General features: G+C 63.1%; 13 protein-coding genes. 6 read left to right on the forward strand and 7 right to left on the reverse strand.

The window, feature by feature from the left end:
- The first annotated feature begins 16 nt into the window (after nucleotides 1–16).
- From ftsZ to KG698_RS12415, 5 genes are all read left to right on the forward strand, one after another.
- Nucleotides 17–1,636, forward strand: coding sequence for a cell division protein FtsZ (gene ftsZ / locus KG698_RS12395; RefSeq protein WP_213685895.1), 1,620 nt, complete (start codon nucleotides 17–19; stop codon nucleotides 1,634–1,636).
- Nucleotides 1,637–1,912: 276 nt separating this feature from the next.
- Nucleotides 1,913–2,830 carry a UDP-3-O-acyl-N-acetylglucosamine deacetylase gene (gene lpxC, locus KG698_RS12400; RefSeq protein WP_213685909.1) on the forward strand — a complete coding sequence of 306 codons (918 nt, stop codon included), beginning with the start codon at nucleotides 1,913–1,915 and terminating at the stop codon, nucleotides 2,828–2,830.
- Between the two features lie 133 nt (nucleotides 2,831–2,963).
- A complete protein-coding gene (locus tag KG698_RS12405) occupies nucleotides 2,964–3,848 on the forward strand; it encodes an outer membrane protein assembly factor BamD (protein WP_213685896.1) in 885 nt (294 codons plus the stop codon).
- Nucleotides 3,849–3,902: 54 nt separating this feature from the next.
- Nucleotides 3,903–5,561, forward strand: a complete 1,659-nt coding sequence (gene recN / locus KG698_RS12410; protein ID WP_213685897.1) for a DNA repair protein RecN — start codon at nucleotides 3,903–3,905, stop codon at nucleotides 5,559–5,561.
- A gap of 352 nt (nucleotides 5,562–5,913) precedes the next feature.
- Nucleotides 5,914–7,608, forward strand: a complete 1,695-nt coding sequence (locus tag KG698_RS12415; RefSeq protein ID WP_213685910.1) for a chloride channel protein — start codon at nucleotides 5,914–5,916, stop codon at nucleotides 7,606–7,608.
- Here the strand turns inward: KG698_RS12415 and KG698_RS12420 are convergent, their stop codons facing one another.
- From KG698_RS12420 to KG698_RS12450, 7 genes are all read right to left on the reverse strand, one after another.
- Nucleotides 7,609–7,950 carry a DUF427 domain-containing protein gene (locus KG698_RS12420; RefSeq protein WP_213685898.1) on the reverse strand — a complete coding sequence of 114 codons (342 nt, stop codon included), beginning with the start codon at nucleotides 7,948–7,950 and terminating at the stop codon, nucleotides 7,609–7,611.
- Nucleotides 7,951–8,024: 74 nt separating this feature from the next.
- Nucleotides 8,025–9,824, reverse strand: coding sequence for a M24 family metallopeptidase (locus tag KG698_RS12425; protein ID WP_213685899.1), 1,800 nt, complete (start codon nucleotides 9,822–9,824; stop codon nucleotides 8,025–8,027).
- 113 nt (nucleotides 9,825–9,937) lie between these two features.
- Entirely contained in the window at nucleotides 9,938–11,815 is a 1,878-nt protein-coding gene (gene cobT, locus KG698_RS12430; RefSeq protein WP_213685900.1) for a cobaltochelatase subunit CobT, read from the reverse strand.
- A 59-nt stretch (nucleotides 11,816–11,874) separates the two neighbouring features.
- Complete coding sequence (locus tag KG698_RS12435) at nucleotides 11,875–12,813, reverse strand: threonine/serine dehydratase (protein ID WP_213685901.1); 939 nt, start codon at nucleotides 12,811–12,813, stop codon at nucleotides 11,875–11,877.
- Nucleotides 12,814–12,855: 42 nt separating this feature from the next.
- Complete coding sequence (locus tag KG698_RS12440) at nucleotides 12,856–13,293, reverse strand: thermonuclease family protein (RefSeq protein ID WP_300983866.1); 438 nt, start codon at nucleotides 13,291–13,293, stop codon at nucleotides 12,856–12,858.
- 77 nt (nucleotides 13,294–13,370) lie between these two features.
- Nucleotides 13,371–14,357: a cobaltochelatase subunit CobS gene (gene cobS / locus KG698_RS12445; RefSeq protein ID WP_213685902.1), complete on the reverse strand. Its 987-nt coding sequence runs from the start codon at nucleotides 14,355–14,357 to the stop codon at nucleotides 13,371–13,373.
- A gap of 110 nt (nucleotides 14,358–14,467) precedes the next feature.
- A complete protein-coding gene (locus tag KG698_RS12450; RefSeq protein WP_213685903.1) occupies nucleotides 14,468–16,285 on the reverse strand; it encodes a serine protease in 1,818 nt (605 codons plus the stop codon).
- Nucleotides 16,286–16,472: 187 nt separating this feature from the next.
- Here KG698_RS12450 and KG698_RS12455 point away from each other — a divergent pair.
- On the forward strand, nucleotides 16,473–17,365 hold an 893-nt coding region (locus KG698_RS12455; RefSeq protein ID WP_213685904.1), incomplete at its 3' end, for a glycine--tRNA ligase subunit alpha.

Below are 17,365 nucleotides of genomic sequence, written 5' to 3' on the forward strand. Positions count from 1 at the left end.
ACAGGCGGACGGACCCATGACACTCAATCTTATGTTGCCCAAGAGCCAGCCGGACATGAAACCCCGGATCACCGTGTTTGGCGTGGGTGGGGCCGGGGGCAATGCGGTCAACAACATGATCGACCAAAGCCTTGATGGCTGCGAATTCGTGGTCGCTAACACCGATGCACAGGCCTTGGCGCAGTCGCGGGCCAATGCCCGCATCCAGATGGGCGCGCGCGTGACCGAAGGGTTGGGCGCAGGTGCGCGCCCCGCTGTCGGCGCCTCGGCTGCGGAAGAGTCGATTGAAGAAATCGTGGATCATCTGGCCGGTGTCCACATGGCCTTTATCACCGCGGGCATGGGTGGCGGTACCGGCACCGGTGCGGCCCCGATCATCGCGCAGGCCGCGCGCGAATTGGGCGTTTTGACCGTCGGCGTGGTGACCAAGCCCTTTCAGTTCGAAGGTGCCAAGCGCATGCGCCAAGCCGATGAGGGCATCGAGGCGCTGCAAAAGGTCGTCGATACGCTGATCATCATTCCCAACCAGAACTTGTTCCGTCTGGCCAATGAAAAGACCACCTTCACCGAAGCCTTCGCCATGGCCGATGATGTGCTTTATCAGGGTGTGAAGGGCGTGACCGACCTGATGGTTCGTCCCGGTCTGATCAACCTCGATTTCGCCGATGTTCGCGCCGTGATGAACGAGATGGGCAAGGCGATGATGGGCACGGGCGAAGCCGATGGCGAGAACCGCGCCCTGCAAGCCGCCGAAAAGGCCATCGCTAACCCGCTCTTGGATGAGATCAGCCTCAAGGGCGCGCGCGGTGTCTTGATCAACATCACCGGCGGCTATGATCTGACGCTGTTCGAGCTTGACGAGGCGGCCAACCGGATCCGCGAAGAGGTTGACCCCGAGGCCAATATCATCGTGGGCTCGACCCTCGACACCGCGATGGAAGGTCGGATGCGCGTCAGCGTCGTGGCCACAGGCATTGATGTGTCTGAAGCCGCCAAAGCCCAGGAAGAGGCGCGCGTTTACGCCGCCGCTGCGGTTGCGGCACGCCCGGCGGTCGCGCCCGCGCCCGCACCCGAACACGTGGTTGAGCCCGTCCGCGCCGCTTTTGCGCGCCATGATCATGCCGAGCCGTCGCTGTTCAACAGCCTTGGCATGGAGAGTTATGACGACGAAGATCTGGGCGCGGTCGATGACATCCCGGCCCCCGTCTATGAGGCGCAGCCGCAAGTTCAGCAGCCGATGGCAGCCACAGCGCGCGCCCCGGCTTATGATCAGCCAGCCCATGACACAGTGGCCAGCCAGCCGCAGTTTGCGAGCAACGCGCGACCCGAAGTGCTCGCCCGTCTGCGCGACGCGATCCAAAAAGATGTGGCGCGTCCCGCCGCCCCTGCCCAGCCGCAACCGCAGCCCGAGGCGCATAAGGCACGGCTCAGCTTGGGCTCCTTGATCAACCGTATGACGGGCCATGCCGAAGAGGCGCATGGCATGATCGAGCGGCGTCAGCCTGCGATGACGGGCACCATCCCGCCGCGCCCGGTTCAGCAGTCTATCCAGCGCGCAATCCCCGATGAGGGAATCGTCGATCCCGAACAAGAACGGATCGACATCCCCGCTTTCTTGCGTCGTCAGGCGAATTAAACTACTCACTTTCCGAGATGAAGGGCCAGCATTGCGCTGGCCCTTTTCCGTTTCTGGCCAAAGGTTTGAGTTTCCGCAGCCTTGGCATCGGCAAAGATTTGCCGATGCCCCCCTGCATTGTTGCAAGCCGTCATAAAGGTTGAATTGTTCCTTTCCCCCGGGGCCGTTATCGACCTTAAATGCAGTTAAAGGTCTGGTAATGCCGGGACTGCGGCGCATCACATGAGGCGATCCAACGCTGGCATGTCGATGGGCAAGGGGGACACGGAGTTGGTCATGCAGGCGACGCTCAAGCAAACGGTCCGGTTATCCGGTGTGGGGCTTCACACCGGTCGTCGGGTCAATGTGACGGTAGAGCCGCAAGCGGCCCATATGGGGCTATGGTTTGCGCGTGCCGATCTGCCCAATTCCGCCATGATACCCGCCCGCTATGACGCCGTTCCGATGAGCCGCCTTTGCACCAAGCTGCGCGGCGACGACGGTGCAGAGGTATCGACCATCGAACATATCATGGCCGCCTTGGCAGGCTGTGGCATTCATAACGCCTTGGTCGCAGTCGATGGGCCGGAATTGCCCATTCTCGACGGCTCTGCCGCGCCTTTTGTCCGCGCTTTTCTGGCGGCGGGTATCCAGCAACAAGATGCACCAATCCACGCGATCAAGATTCTGCGCGAGGTCAAAGTCACCGATGGCGATAGCATTGCGACGCTGTCACCCGCGTCGGGGCTTGAGATGGATTTCACCATCGATTTCGCCGATGCCGCGATTGGCCGTCAACGCCGCGTCGCCAATCTGGCCAATGGGCGTTTCGTGCGCGAGTTTTGCGATAGCCGCACCTTCTGCCGCAAATCCGATGTCGATGCGATGCATGCGGCGGGTCTTGCGCTGGGGGGCAGCTATGACAATGCCGTCGTCGTCGATGGCGACACCGTGCTGACGCCGGGCGGCCTTCGCCATGCAGATGAGGCGGTGCGCCACAAAATGCTCGATGCTTTGGGTGATCTCGCCTTGGCGGGCGCCCCGATCTTGGGCCGCTACACCGGCGTGCGCGCGGGCCATATGCTGACCAACCAGCTTTTGCGCGCGCTCTTTGCCAGCCATGGCGCATGGCGCGTGGTCGAGTGCACGCCGCAACAGGCCGCAAGCCTGCCCGGCATTGGTGTCACAGGGGCCGATCTGGCCCATGTGGCGTGATCAAAAAGCCCGGATCATCACCGTGCATGTCATGGTGAACTCTTGCGTTTTGCACCCAAAAAATATGTGTTAGGACCACGGTACGGCGGGTGCTGCGACAGTGCCCGAAGCGATTAAGACGAGGTTTTCAAGCATGCAACGGAGCGGTCAGGGCGCGATCCGGAAATGGAGCCTCGGGGCAAGCCTATGTCTGGTCACGGCGCTTGCCGGCTGTGGTGACAATGCCCTTTTTGCCGAAGGTGGTTTTTTCGCCGGTCGCAGCGCGCCTGTTCCGCTTGAGCAGCTTGATGCAGCGACGATCTTTCAGCGTGGCGAGGCCGCCCTTGCCGCCGAAGAACCCGAGGATGCCGCCGCCCTTTTCATCGAGGTTGAGCGCCTGCATCCCTATTCGGAATGGGCCAGCCGTGGCTTGATCATGGCCGCATTCTCTTATCACGCGGCCAAGGATTACGAGAATGCCCGTATCGCTGCGCAGCGGTTCCTCGATTTTTATCCCGGCGAGGAAGATGCGGCTTATGCGCAGTTCCTCTTGGCGCTGAGCTATTATGACCAGATCGACCAAGTGGGCCGCGACCAAGGTATCACCTTCCAAGCGTTGCAGGCGCTTCGCGAAGTGATCGAGCGCTATCCCGACAGCGAATATGCCCAAGACGCGATCTTGCGCTTCGATCTGGCCTTTGACCATCTGGCCGGCAAAGAGATGGAGATTGGGCGCTATTACCTGCGCCAGCAGCATTACGCCGCCGCCATCAACCGTTTCCGCGTCGTGGTCGAGCAGTTCCAGACCACCAGCCACACGCCAGAGGCGCTGATGCGTCTGGTCGAGGCATATCTTGCCTTGGGCCTGACCGATGAGGCGCAGACCGCTGGTGCGATCTTGGGGTATAATTACCAATCCTCGCCCTTCTATGACGATGCGTTTCGTCAGTTGACCGGGCAGGATTTGGCCCCCGATGCCGCAGGCGAAGGCTGGCTGCGCGATATCTGGCGCCAGACGGTGCGCGGGGATTGGCTCTGAATTCTGCATTGCTGCCCGTCATGGGCTGCTGGGGATAGGGACGCGCGGGGCCTGATGCTGCTTCACCTCGATATTCGCGACATGTTGATCATCGACCGGCTGGAGCTTGCCTTTCAGCCGGGTTTGAACGTGTTGACCGGTGAGACGGGCGCGGGCAAATCCATCTTGCTTGATGCGCTGGGCTTTGCCTTGGGGTGGCGTGGGCGCGCCGATCTGGTGCGCGCGGGTGCAGCCCAAGGTGAGGTGGTGGCCGAGTTTGCCCTTGGTGCGGGCCATCCCGCCCTTGCGCTGCTCGAGGCCGCGGGTCTGCCCGCAGAGCCGAGCTTGATCTTGCGCCGGATCAATATGCCCGATGGGCGCAAAATGGCGTGGATCAATGATCGGCGTGCCAGTGGCGATGTGCTGCGCGCGCTCTCCGATACGCTGGTCGAGCTGCATGGGCAGCAAGATGATCGCGGCCTGCTTGACCCGCGTCAGCACCGCGCGATGCTGGACGATTTCGGCGGGCATGCGGCGATGCTTGCTTCACTGCGTGCAAGCTGGTCGGCCCATCGTGCGGCACAAAAGGCGCTGATCACGGCCGAGGCCGATCTTGCCCGGATGCAGGCCGAAGAGGATTTCCTCCGCCATGCGGTGGCCGAGTTGGATCAGCTTGACCCGCAACCCGGCGAGGAGGCGGCACTTGATACCAGCCGCCGCTTGATGCAGGCGGCGTCGAAAATGCGTGAAGATCTGGCGCGCGCGGATGCGGCCCTTGGCCTGCAAGGGGCCGAGGGGGCGATGGGCGATGCGCGGCGCTGGCTTGACGGGCTGGCGGACCGGGCCGAGGGTGGGCTTGACGATGCGCTGGCTGCGCTTGAGCGCGCGATGGTGGAGCTTGGTACGGCGCAAGACGCGCTTGCCCGCTTTACCGAGGCGCTCGATCTTGACCCGCATGCGCTGGAGCGGACCGAGGATCGGCTGTTTGCCTTGCGCGGATTGGCGCGTAAACATGGGGTTGGCCCTGATGATCTGGCCGCCCTGGCCGGTGATCTGCGCGGCAGGCTTGCCGCCCTTGATGGGGGCACGGGCCAGATCGCCAGCCTTGCCGCGACCGAGCGCGCGGCGGCCAAAGCCTATGACGCCTTGGCAGAGACGTTGACGCAGGCACGGCGCGCAGCGGCGCTTAGGCTTGACGCGGCCATGGCGGGCGAGCTTGCGCCGCTGAAGATGGAACGCGCGGTTTTCACCACTGAGATCACTATTGCCCCCGCAGGCCCGGATGGGGTGGATCAAGTGACATTCGTGGCCGCGACCAACCCCGGCGCGCCCGCAGGTGCGCTGAACAAGATCGCGTCAGGCGGGGAATTGTCCCGCTTTCTCTTGGCGTTGAAGGTCTGTCTGACCGCGCAGACACGCGGCATCACGATGATCTTTGACGAGATCGACCGTGGCGTGGGTGGGGCGACCGCCGATGCGGTGGGCCGGCGCTTGAAAGCCTTGGCTGAAGGGGCGCAGGTCTTGGTCGTCACCCATTCCCCGCAGGTGGCAGCGCTTGGCGCGCATCATTGGCAGGTCGCCAAACGTGTCGAGGCGGGGATGACGCTTAGCCATGTCAGCGCGCTTGATCCCGCGCAGCGCATCGATGAGGTCGCGCGCATGCTGGCCGGCGATCGCATCACCGAGGCCGCGCGCGATGCTGCGCGTGCCTTGATCGCCGCGGCGCAAGGCTAAAGGCGATTTTTGTATAAGAAGCGGGCTTTGCCCCCGCCGCGAGAGGCGGCGATCTTTCAGTCGAGGGGGCTCTGCCCCCGCCGCCAAAGGCGGCGAGCTTTGAGTCGAGGGGCTCTGCCCCGCCGCGCCCTTTGGGCGCGCCTCCCCCGGAGTATTTTTGAAGCAAAGATGGCGGGGCGATTTTCCACCTTGGTGATCACGAAAGTTTTCATCAGCGCCACCAATGCATGGCGATCGTGAACACTCTCACCTTTTCTCAAACCCATCCGTGGCTTACAGCTTGGTTAACCCGTCGCTTGCCGCATGCGGAGCGGTTGCGAGAGCGGGGATTGGGATGGGTCCGCGCAAGGGGATGGACGTGGCCGAAACCGTGCTCGGCCTGTTGCGGGAATGGCTTTCATCTGCCTTGGCGGCAAGCCAGCGCGGCTGGCGTGTGCTGCGTGAGAAGGGGCCAACCCAACTTCAGTTTTGGCTGATTGCTTTGCTGATCGGGATTGCCGCGGGTTTTGCGGCGCTTTTGTTCCGCAAGGGGATTAGCTGGCTGCAAGAAACCCTTTATGGCGTTGATGATGTGCGCTTGATGCACAGCTTTGCCGAAAGCCTGCCTTGGTACATGATCTTGCTGATCCCGGTGGCGGGCGGCTTGGTCGTGGGTGTGATCTTGCATATTTTCACCCCCGATGGGCGCGCGCGTTCGGTGGCCGATGTGATCGAGGGTGCGGCACTGGCCGATGGGCGGGTCGAGCAAAAGGCAGGCATCGCCTCGGCCTTTGCCTCGCTCATCACGCTGGGCTCGGGCGGCTCGTCGGGGCGCGAGGGGCCGGTGGTGCATCTGGCTGCCGTGATCTCGAGCAAGGTATCGGATTGGATCAGGGCCGATGGGATCACTGGGCGCGATTTGATGGGCTGTGCGGTGGCGGCTGCTGTCAGCGCCTCGTTCAATGCGCCCATCGCGGGCGCGCTCTTCGCGCTTGAGGTGGTCTTGCGCCATTTCGCGGTGCATGCTTTTGCCCCCATCGTGATCGCCTCCGTGGCGGGCACGGTGATCAACCGCCTCGAATTCGGGGGGGTCACGGAATATAGCCTGACCACCGATAGCGCGCTGCAATTCTATGCTGAATTGCCGGCCTTTTTGATCCTTGGGCTTTTGTGCGGTCTGGTCGCTGTGGCGCTGATGCGCGCGGTGTTTTGGGCCGAGGATCTTGGCAATCTGGCCCAACGGCTGACGGGCATGCCGCGTTGGCTGAGGCCCGCTTTTGCGGGGCTCATGTTGGGGGGGCTTGCCATTCCCTTTCCCCATATCATCGGCGTGGGTTACGAGACGACATCGGCCGCGCTGACCGGATCGCTTTTGCTGCATGAGGCGATCGTGTTCACCATTCTCAAGGTTTTGGCAGTGGCCATCACCTTGGGTGGACGCATGGGGGGCGGTATTTTCTCGCCCTCGCTGATGATCGGTGCCATGGCGGGGCTGGCCTTTGGCATCGTCGCGACCGCGATCTTTCCAAACCAATCAGGCGAAGGCACGCTATATGCGCTTGCAGGCATGGGTGCAGTCGCGGCGGCGGTTCTGGGGGCGCCGATCTCGACCACCTTGATCGTGTTCGAACTTACCGGTGATTGGCAGACAGGGCTTGCTGTGATGGTCGCGGTCTCGATCTCGACAGCGCTGGCCTCGCGGCTTGTGGATCGATCCTTTTTCCTGACACAGCTTGAGCGGCGCAATATTCATCTGGCCGCCGGTCCCCAAGCCTATCTTTTGGCGATGTTCCGCGTGGGCCTTGTGATGCGCCCGATGGATCATGAAAATGCCGCCCCGCATGAGCAGCTTTTGACCTTGATCGAGCAAGGCATCTATACCGACACCAATGCCACGCTTGAGCGTGCTTTGCCGATCTTCGAGCGGACGGGGCTTGATTTCGTGCCTGTCGTCCAGCTTGCGCCGGGCGATGGCCCGCCCGCGCTGGAAGGTGCCTTGTTCCATGTCGATGCGCTGAAGGCATATAACAGCGCGCTGGCCGCCACGGCGGCCGAAGAACACAGCTGATCAGAGCCGCTCGACCGTCACCCGGTCGGTGTAAAAGGCGATATGGCCCGCGATCACGGCTGCGGCGGTGATCGGTGTCTCATAGCTCCATGCCGCGTCGGGCATATCACCTGATGGGACACAGACGGTGTAATAGCTGGCCACGCCCTTGTGTGGGCAGGTCGTGGCGCTGGCGGTTTTTTCCAAGAACGCCATGCCGATATCCTCGCGCGGGAAATAGATGACGGGGGGGTAATCGCCCTCGGTCAATTCCAGCGCGCGGTCGCTTTCGCCCAAGATCGCCCCGCCTGCGCGCACCACCCATTTGCCGGGGGCATTTCGGATCGTGATGTTCTCGGCCATATGCGTTCCTTTCGTCGATGCCGTCTTAATGTAGCTCATAGGTCCGGATGCCAAGGGCATGTGACAGGGAGATGTCAAATCGGCGCGCATGCCCGCGACAGCCATTCCCGCGTTGGGGCGTCAAGTGCTGGGCCGATCTTGTCCACAACGCCCGCGTGATAGGCATTGAGCCAGTCGCGCTCCCACGGGGCGAGCATTTCGGCCACGACCAGCCGCCGGTCGATGGGCGCCCAAGTGAGTGTCTCGAAACATAGCATCTCGCGCGGGTCGCCGCCGGGCAGGGCGGGGGCCGGTGTCACCACGATCAGGTTCTCGATCCGGATGCCAAAGGCCCCCTCGCGGTAATAGCCCGGCTCATTGGACAAGATCATCCCCGGCTCAAGCGCGATGGTCGAGACGCGGCTGATGCGTTGCGGCCCCTCATGCACGCCCAGATAGACACCGACCCCATGGCCCGTGCCATGATCGAAATCGCGCCCTGCCGCCCAAAGCGGCGCGCGCGCCAAAGCATCGAGATGCGCGCCCGCGACCCCTTTGGGAAAGCGTGCGCGATGAATGGCAATCATGCCTTGCAGCACTTGGGTAAAGGCCACGCGCGCCACATCGGGTGCGGTGTCGCCCACGGCCAAGGTGCGGGTGATGTCGGTCGTGCCATCCACATACTGCCCGCCACTGTCGATCAAGAAGAGCGATCCGGGCGTGACGGGGGCGTTGCTGGCCTCGGTCACGCGGTAATGCACGATGGCGCCATTGGCGCCTGCGCCCGCGATGGTGTCAAAGCTGATATCCTTGAGTGCGCCTGTGTCGCGGCGGAACCCCTCGAGTGCGCGGACGCAATCGATCTCGGTCAGCTGACCCTTGGGGGCCTCTTGGTCGAACCAGCACAAGAAGTGTGCCATGGCCGCGCCATCACGCAGATGCGCGGCTGTGGTGGCCGCAATCTCGGCGGGGTGTTTGCGCGCCTTGGGCAAAAGGCATGGATCGGCCGCCTCGGTGATCACGGCATCGCTTGCGGCGAGAATGGCCTTGGCCCCTTGCGGGGCAGAGGCGGGATCGATCCGAAAGCGGCCCTGTGCGGCTTCGAGCATCGGCGCAAGCGCTGCGGGCGGATGAGCCGTGACCGCTTGCGGGAGTATGACGGAGGCGAGCTTTTCTGCCGCGACGAACAGATCAAGCCGCCCATCGCGCCGCATGATCCCCATGGCTTGCAAAAGCGGCGTATGGCTGACATCGCCACCGCGTAGGTTCAACAGCCAGCACAGGCTGTCAGGCTGGGTGATCAGTGCCGCATCATCGCCTGCTTTGTCGAGAATTTCGGCAATCTGGCCCAATTTCTCTTCGGCCGTGCGCCCGGCATACTCCAGTGGCCAAGCTGTGGCTGGGGCCACCGGCGGGTCGGGGCGGTCGGCCCAGATCGTGTCGATCAGGTTGCCAACCGGCTGCAACACGATCTGGTGCGGTGAAAGCGCCTTGTCCAACCGCGCGATTTCGGCCGCGCTCTGCAGCCATGGATCATAGCCCAGCACACCGCCTTGCGGCATGGCGTCGATCAGCCAATCCTCCAGCGCTGTTTCGGGCCAATCCACGGGCTGGAACACCGCCATATCCGACTGCACTCTGATCTGCACCCGGTAGCGCCCATCGACGAAAACCCCGGCGCGGTCGGCCAAGATCGCGGCAAAGCCCGCCGATCCGGTAAAGCCCGTCAGCCATGCCAAGCGCTCATCGCATGGGGCGACATATTCACCTTGGAAACGGTCAGCGCGCGGCACCAAGAAAGCGTCGACCCCGGCCGTGCGCATCGCGCCGCGCAATGCGGCCAGACGCGGTGCGCCATCTTCGGGTCGTGTCTTTGCCTTGAAACTCTGAAACACGCGCCACCCCCTTCATCTTTCCAAAAATACGCAAGCCCGCCTGTGCCACCCCGCATGGTGTCAGCAGCGATGGCCACGGAAAACGCGCGTTTTCCGCACCCCGGCCTGCCGCGTTAGCTGGCGCGGCGCATGCCCATCACGCGGGCGCGTGCGCGCGGGTCGCTGTCGAAAAGCCCGGCCAATTGTTCGGTGATGGCACCGGCCAATTGCTCGGCATCGGTGATCGTGACCGCGCGCTGGTAGTAGCGCGTGACATCATGGCCGATCCCGATGGCCAAAAGCTCGACGCCGCGGCGGCGCTCAACCATCGCGATGACATCGCGCAGGTGCTTTTCAAGATAATTGGCTGGGTTCACGCTGAGTGTGCTGTCATCGACCGGGGCACCATCCGAGATCACCATCAAGATCTTGCGTGCCTCCATGCGCGCGAGCATGCGCCGATGCGCCCATTCCAGCGCCTCGCCGTCGATATTCTCTTTCAACAGGCCCTCTTTCATCATCAGGCCCAGATTGTCGCGCACCCGCCGCCAGGGCGCATCGGCGGATTTATAGACGATATGGCGCAGATCATTGAGGCGACCGGGTTGGCCGGGCCGTCCTTGCGCCAGCCATTCCTCGCGCGCCTTGCCGCCCTTCCACGCCTTGGTGGTAAAGCCCAAGATCTCGACCTTGACCCCGCAACGCTCGAGCGTGCGCGCCAGCACATCGGCGCAGATCGCCGCAATCGAGATGGGCCGCCCGCGCATCGAGCCGGAATTGTCGAGGAGCAGCGTGACGACCGTATCGCGAAACTCGGTATCTTTCTCGACCTTGAACGAAAGCGGCGTTGTCGGGTTGGCGACGACACGGGCCAAGCGCCCGGCATCAAGGATCCCTTCCTCGCGGTCGAATTCCCATGAGCGGTTCTGCTGCGCCTGAAGGCGGCGTTGCAGCTTGTTGGCCAAACGGCTGACCGCACCTTTGAGTGGCTCAAGCTGCTGGTCGAGATAGGCGCGCAGGCGCTCCAACTCCTGTGCCTCGGCCAGATCTTCGGCGGCGATTTCCTCGTCATGGGCGGTGGAAAACACCTTGTAGCCGGGATCGGCGTCGGAATGGGGCGGTGGCGGTGGCGGCTCTTTCGGGGCCTCGCCATCGGGGCTTTCTTGCTCGTCGGCCTCGTCCATATCGCCTTGGTCGTCCATCTCGACTTGGGCTTGGCTTTGGTCTTGCTGCTGGTCTTGGCTGCGCTCGGGGTTGGCCTCGGCCTCTTCCTCTTGGCTGTCATCCTCGCCGGTGCTGTCAGGCTGGTCCTGCTCATCACTTTCGGCGCTCTCCTCGTCGGATTGATCATCCATCTCGTCGGGGTCGTCGCCTAACTGATCACCATAGCCCAGATCGTCGATGACCCGGCGCGCAAAGCGGGCGAATGCGGCTTGATCGCTCAAGACATCGCCCAAATTCTCTAGCGTCCCGCCCGAGCGATCCTCGATGAAACCGCGCCAAAGCTCCATCACATTGGCGGCCTCGGCGGGCAGGGGGCGGCCCGTGGCCAGATGCCGGATCAGATAGCCCGCAGCGGTGGCCAGCGGGGCATCGGCGGCATTGCGGATTTCGCCATAGCCCTTGCGCCGCGCCTCATTGGCGATCTTGGCGTCGATATTGCCCGCCGTTCCGGGCATGGCACGCGCGCCGACCGCCTCGCAGCGTGCGGTTTCCATCGCCTCCATCAGATCGCGCGCCATTGGCCCGGGGGGCGTGTAGCGCGCGGCGGTGGAGAGATCGTGATAGCGGTGGCGCAGCGCCAGCGCATCGGCGGTGCCGCGCGCCAATAACACCTCGTCGCGGGTCATGCGGCGGCTGACCTGCGGAAGGCGCATGTTATCGCCCGCGATGCCCGGCGGATCGACGCTATAGGTGACCGCGAGATCGGGATCATTGGCCAAGACGCGTGTCGCTTCGGCCAAGGCCTTTTTGAACGGGTCGGCCGGGTTATCTGTCGGGTGCTTTGCCATGGGCGGGAATGTGGCGCGAAGAGGGGGTAAGGGCAAGGGGCCTCACGCGCCTTTCGCTGTCAGTCGACAAACCAATCAGCCGCCGCATTGCCGCCGCAGATCAGCACGCAGACCCGCTCGCCCGGTGCGGGCACATAGGCCCCCGATGTGAGTGCGGCCAGCGCAACCGCGGCACCGGGTTCCCCGATCAGCCGCGTCCCTTCCCATAGTCGCTTGGCCGCGTCGAAAACCGCCTGATCTGGCAAGACGATCGCCTGATCCACATGGTCGCGCGCCACCGCGTAGGACATCACCCCCAAGCGCGGCCCACCAAGCGAGCTTGCCGCGATGCCCGTCGCCTGCACGTTGATCTCTGGGCCGTCGCGCAAAGAGCGCGCCAGCGTATTCGTGCCCTCAGTCTCGACCGAGATGACGCGGACGCGGTCGCGAAACCATGCAGCTACCCCTGCAATCAGCCCGCCACCGCCGGTGGACACAAAGATCGTGTCGATGCCGCCCATTTGCGCCTCGATCTCGGCGGCCACGGTGCCTTGGCCCGCCAAGGTCGGGAAGGTGTCGTAAGGGTGGACCGACAGCGCGCCGGTCGCCGCAGCATGGGCGGCATAGGCCGCCATGCAATCCGCGACCGCGCCATCGGTCAAGATCACCTCGCCCCCAAAGTCGCGCATCCGGCGCAGTTTCTCTTCCTTGGCGATGGCCTTGGGTACGAAGATGACCGAAGGGGAACCAAGCTGCGTGGCGGCATAAGCCACCGCCGCGCCATGATTGCCGCCCGAGGCCGCGACGACACCCGCAGGCGGCACGCCCTTAGACAGCATGGTATTGAAGGCACCGCGCACCTTGAAGCTTCCCGTCACTTGCGTGTGTTCAAGCTTGAAGGTCACGGGGCAGGGTAGGCCAAGCGCCGCACCCTCGACCTGCAAGATGGGGGTCATGCGCACCCGGCCTTTGATCAGGGCGGCAGCGGCGGTAATGTCTTGGGGCGTGGGGTATGTCATGGGGCGACGATGAACCGCGCGGGGCGCGCGGTCAACGGGGCCTTAGCCAAGATGCGCGCACCAATCGGGGCGGCGTCCGCGCTGATAGGGGAGTGCCAGCCCCTCTGCGATCAGCGTCTCACCCACATCGCGGCCATTGATTGCGATGGTGATCAAGCGGCGCTCATAGCGGTCCCAGCCGCCCAGCTCCACGGAAAAGCCCGCAGGCGTATCCAAAAGCGCGCGCAGCCGCCGTGTGGCGGCTTGGCCGAGCAACGCCTCGCGATTGCAGCGGGGGCGGTACGTTTCTGGCGTATCAAAGCCCATGAGGCGCGCGCGAAACTGGCCCGCGCCAAGACAATCTAGAATGACCGTATCGCCATCGACCACGCGCGCCACGGCGCAAGGCGTCGACGCCGCCTCGGCCTCGTCCATGCCAAAGGCGACGAGGCCAAGGCCAAGGAGCAGCCCGAGGCGAAGAAAGAATGAAAAACCACGCATGCCATCTGCATGGCGTCATGCCACAGGGCTGTCGAGGGAAAAATTAACCTTTGGTTAACCTTTTAGCCACCAGCGGCTCAGGACATCGACATGGAGGCAGCACTTTCTGGCAATTCCTCGTCAAAGCAACGCTGGTAGAATTCCGCCACTGTCTGGCGCTCTAGCTCGTCGCATTTGTTGAGGAAAGACAGCCGGAAGGCATAGCCCACATCGCGGAAAATCTCGGCGTTTTGCGCCCAAGTGATCACGGTGCGCGGGCTCATCACGGTGGAGAGTTCCCCGTTCATGAAGGCCGTGCGCGTCAGATCAGCGACAGTCACCATCTGGCCGATCGTGCGGCGGCCCTTTTCGGTGTTGTAATGGGGCGATTTGGCCAAGACGATGGCGGATTCCGCGTCATGGCTGAGGTAGTTCAGCGTCGCCACCAGCGACCAACGGTCCATCTGGGCTTGGTTGATCTGCTGCACGCCGTGATAAAGGCCGGTCGTGTCGCCCAGACCCACGGTGTTCGCCGTGGCAAACAGGCGGAAATATTTGTGCGGCGTGATGATCTCGTTTTGATCCAAGAGCGTCAGCTTGCCATCATGTTCCAGCACGCGCTGGATCACGAACATCACATCGGCGCGGCCCGCGTCATATTCGTCGAAAACGATGGCGACAGGATTGCGCAGCGCCCAAGGCAAGATGCCCTCGTGGAATTCGGTCACCTGCATGCCATCGCGCAGCTTGATCGCATCCTTGCCGATCAAGTCGATGCGCGAGATATGGCTGTCGAGGTTGACCCGCACGCAAGGCCAGTTGAGCCGTGCGGCCACCTGTTCGACATGGGTCGATTTGCCCGTGCCGTGATAGCCTTGGATCATGACCCGGCGGTTGTGCGAAAAGCCCGCAAGGATCGCCAAAGTCGTGTCGGGGTCAAATTTATAGGTCGAATCGATCTCGGGCACACGGTCGGTGCGCTCGGCGAATGCCTTGATTTTCATATCGGTGTCGATGCCGAACACCTCACGGACCGAAAGCTCCTCGGTGGGTTTCGCGTCCATGCTCAAGCTGCCGTCTGCCATGGTGTCCTCGATCTTGTCCGGGGGAATGTCACGCCCGTGGCATGCAACATATCGCGCGGGCCTGCAAGGGAAAGGCTTTCTTCACTTCCGCCGAGATCACGCAATAAATGTCAGTTCCAGCACGATACCGTCACCGTCATCTCGGCCCCCAGACGGGCCAAAAGCTCGCGGTTAAGGGTGGTGTTGCGGGTGGAGGCGCGCGTGGTGATGCCCGCGGCCCGCAGCGCGTCGCCAAGCTGGTCGGCCCGCAGGGCCAAGGTCACATTCTCAGGCAAGGCACGCCCGCCCGCCATGCCGGGAAGCACCATGCCCAAAACCGTGCCCGCGCTGTCGAAGACCGGGCCGCCCGCCTCGCTCTCGGCGGTGGCAACATCAAGGCGCTGCACCGTCTGTTCGCCATTGATGCCTTGCAGATCGGCCAAGGTGCCAAACCCCATCGATGCCCCGCCCAAAGCCCCGTCAAAAGGAAATCCCGCAACCGCGATATCGGATCTGACTTGGCCCGGCGCGGTCGCCAACTCGGCATAGGCCATGGGTGCCAAGCGTTGCAGCGGCCGCAACACGGCAAGGCCCAGTGCCTCGTCACGCAGGGCGATTTCGGCGGGATAGGCCTCATCGATCAAGATGCGCGCGCATTGGCCCGCCACCGCCTCGGTTGTGGTCATGACCAGCCCGTTTGCGTCGATGTAAAAGCCCGAGCGCACCAGTTCCGGCGCGCGCACGCTCAAGCCCGCGACAAGATCAATGGCTTGGTCATCCGCGGGTGGCACAGCACCGGGGTCTAGGGTGCCATCGATCGGCTGAAAGCTGTTTTGCATCATCGGCAGAATGCGCGCGATTCGTGCGTCTTGTTCTGGCGGCCAAACGATGGTGAAGCCCTTGACCGCGCCGCCGACAAGGCGCGCCTCGGTATGGCTGCGCAGGGTGTCGGATTGCCCGGTCAGCAAGAAACGGTCGCCTTGGCGCGCACGCTCGCCCGTCAGCGGCACGACCTCAAGCGTCTGCATGATCTCGTATAGACCAAATAGCGTGTTACGATCACCCGCTTGGCTGATCAGCATCACCTGCACACTGCTGTCATTTGCAGCATCGAATTGCGCGAAGGGGAAATTGTATTGCGCAAAGCGAACCATCGCCAAGGGCAGCGAAATCTCGATCCCGGCGCGCGCGTCGCGCACCGTTTCCATGCCAAGGGCGGCTAATTCACCCGCATAGGCCGACAAGAGTGCCTCGCGTTGCGCCGTGGTCAGAACCCCTGTTGGCTCAAATCCATTGTCTTGCTGCCATGCCGACATGGCGCGGCGGGTGCCGGCGCCAAAGTCACCATCAATGCGGGCGTTGTAGAACCCGAACCATTGCAGCGCGATTTGCAGCGCGTCGCGCGCGGGGCGGTCAAGCTGCGCCTCGCTGCGGCGGGCCTCTTGCAGGGTTTCTTCGGGTATGGGCGCGGGTTCAGGGAGCGGGGCTATTTCGGCTTCGGTTACTGCGATGACTTCGGCTGGTGCAACAAGCTCGGCTTGGGGTGCGGGGTTGGCCGCGACAGGTGCAGGGACAGCAAGTGCCGCCCCCGCAATGGGAAAGACTTGTGCTGCATAGATGCTACCATCCACGACAAAGCTGTCACGCGGCACCAGCCCCCGCGCCAAGACATCGCGCAGCACGGCGGGCGCATCGGCAGCGGCATAGGGGCCAAGGGCGATGGCATAAAGCCCGGTTCTAGCGCGAAAGGCGTTCACATCGGGCAAGACCTGCGCATAGGCGCGCGCGCGCGCTTCGGTTGTGGTCAATGTCGCGTTGCTTTCGATCTGCACAAAGACCTGATCTTGCGCCTGCGCGGCCAGCGGCCATGACAAGACCAGCGCAAGCATTGCGGCGACGAGCAAGCCGAAAACACCGCCACCTGTCGCTGCACGCGTCTTTTTCACCATCATCTCACCCCAATCCCGCACCAGCACATAGCGCAAGGCCCTGTTTCGGGCCGCTTTCGCATCGGGCTATGGATGCACCAGAAGCGCGCGGAGTTGCAAGTCAGCCGCGCGGCGCGCGCGTTGACCACAGGCCAGCGTGACACTAGAGAGGCACTGCCACACCCCTCAGAACCAGAAAGCGCGCCCCATGCCCGATACCCCGCGGAGTTTTCAGGAAATCATTCTCAGGTTGCAGGCCTATTGGGCCGCGCAGGGCTGCGCGATCATGCAACCCTATGATATGGAGGTGGGCGCAGGTACTTTTCACCCGGCCACCACGCTGCGCTCACTTGGCACACGGCCTTGGGCCGCGGCCTATGTGCAACCGTCGCGCCGGCCCACCGATGGGCGCTATGGTGAAAACCCCAATCGCTTGCAGCATTACTACCAGTATCAAGTGCTGATCAAACCCAGCCCCCCGAACCTGCAAGCGCTCTACTTGGGCAGCTTGGAGGCCATCGGCATCGATATGGCGCTGCATGATATCCGTTTTGTCGAGGATGATTGGGAAAGCCCGACCCTGGGCGCTTGGGGTCTGGGATGGGAGGTGTGGTGCGACGGCATGGAAGTGTCGCAATTCACCTATTTTCAACAAGTGGGCGGCCATGATTGCCACCCCGTCTCGGGCGAGTTGACCTATGGGCTCGAGCGTTTGGCGATGTATGTGCTGGGCGTCGATCACGTGATGGATATGCCCTTCAACGACCCCGCCGCCCCCATTGCGCTGCGTTATGGCGATGTGTTCCGCCAGACCGAAGAGGAATATTCGCGCCATAATTTCGACGCGGCCAATACCGAGACATTGCTACGCCATTTCGAAGATGCCGAGGCCGAATGCGCGCGCCTTCTCGATCAGCCCGCGATTGACCCCAAGACCGGCAAGCGCATCATCATGGCGCACCCGGCCTATGACCAATGCATCAAGGCCAGCCATCTGTTCAACCTGCTCGACGCACGTGGCGTGATCTCGGTCACCGAACGCCAAGCCTATATCGGGCGCGTCCGCGCACTCGCCAAACGCTGCGCCGATGCCTTTGTGCA

It is taken from the genome of Roseicyclus sp., from assembly GCF_018402035.1.
Lineage (GTDB): Bacteria > Pseudomonadota > Alphaproteobacteria > Rhodobacterales > Rhodobacteraceae > Roseicyclus.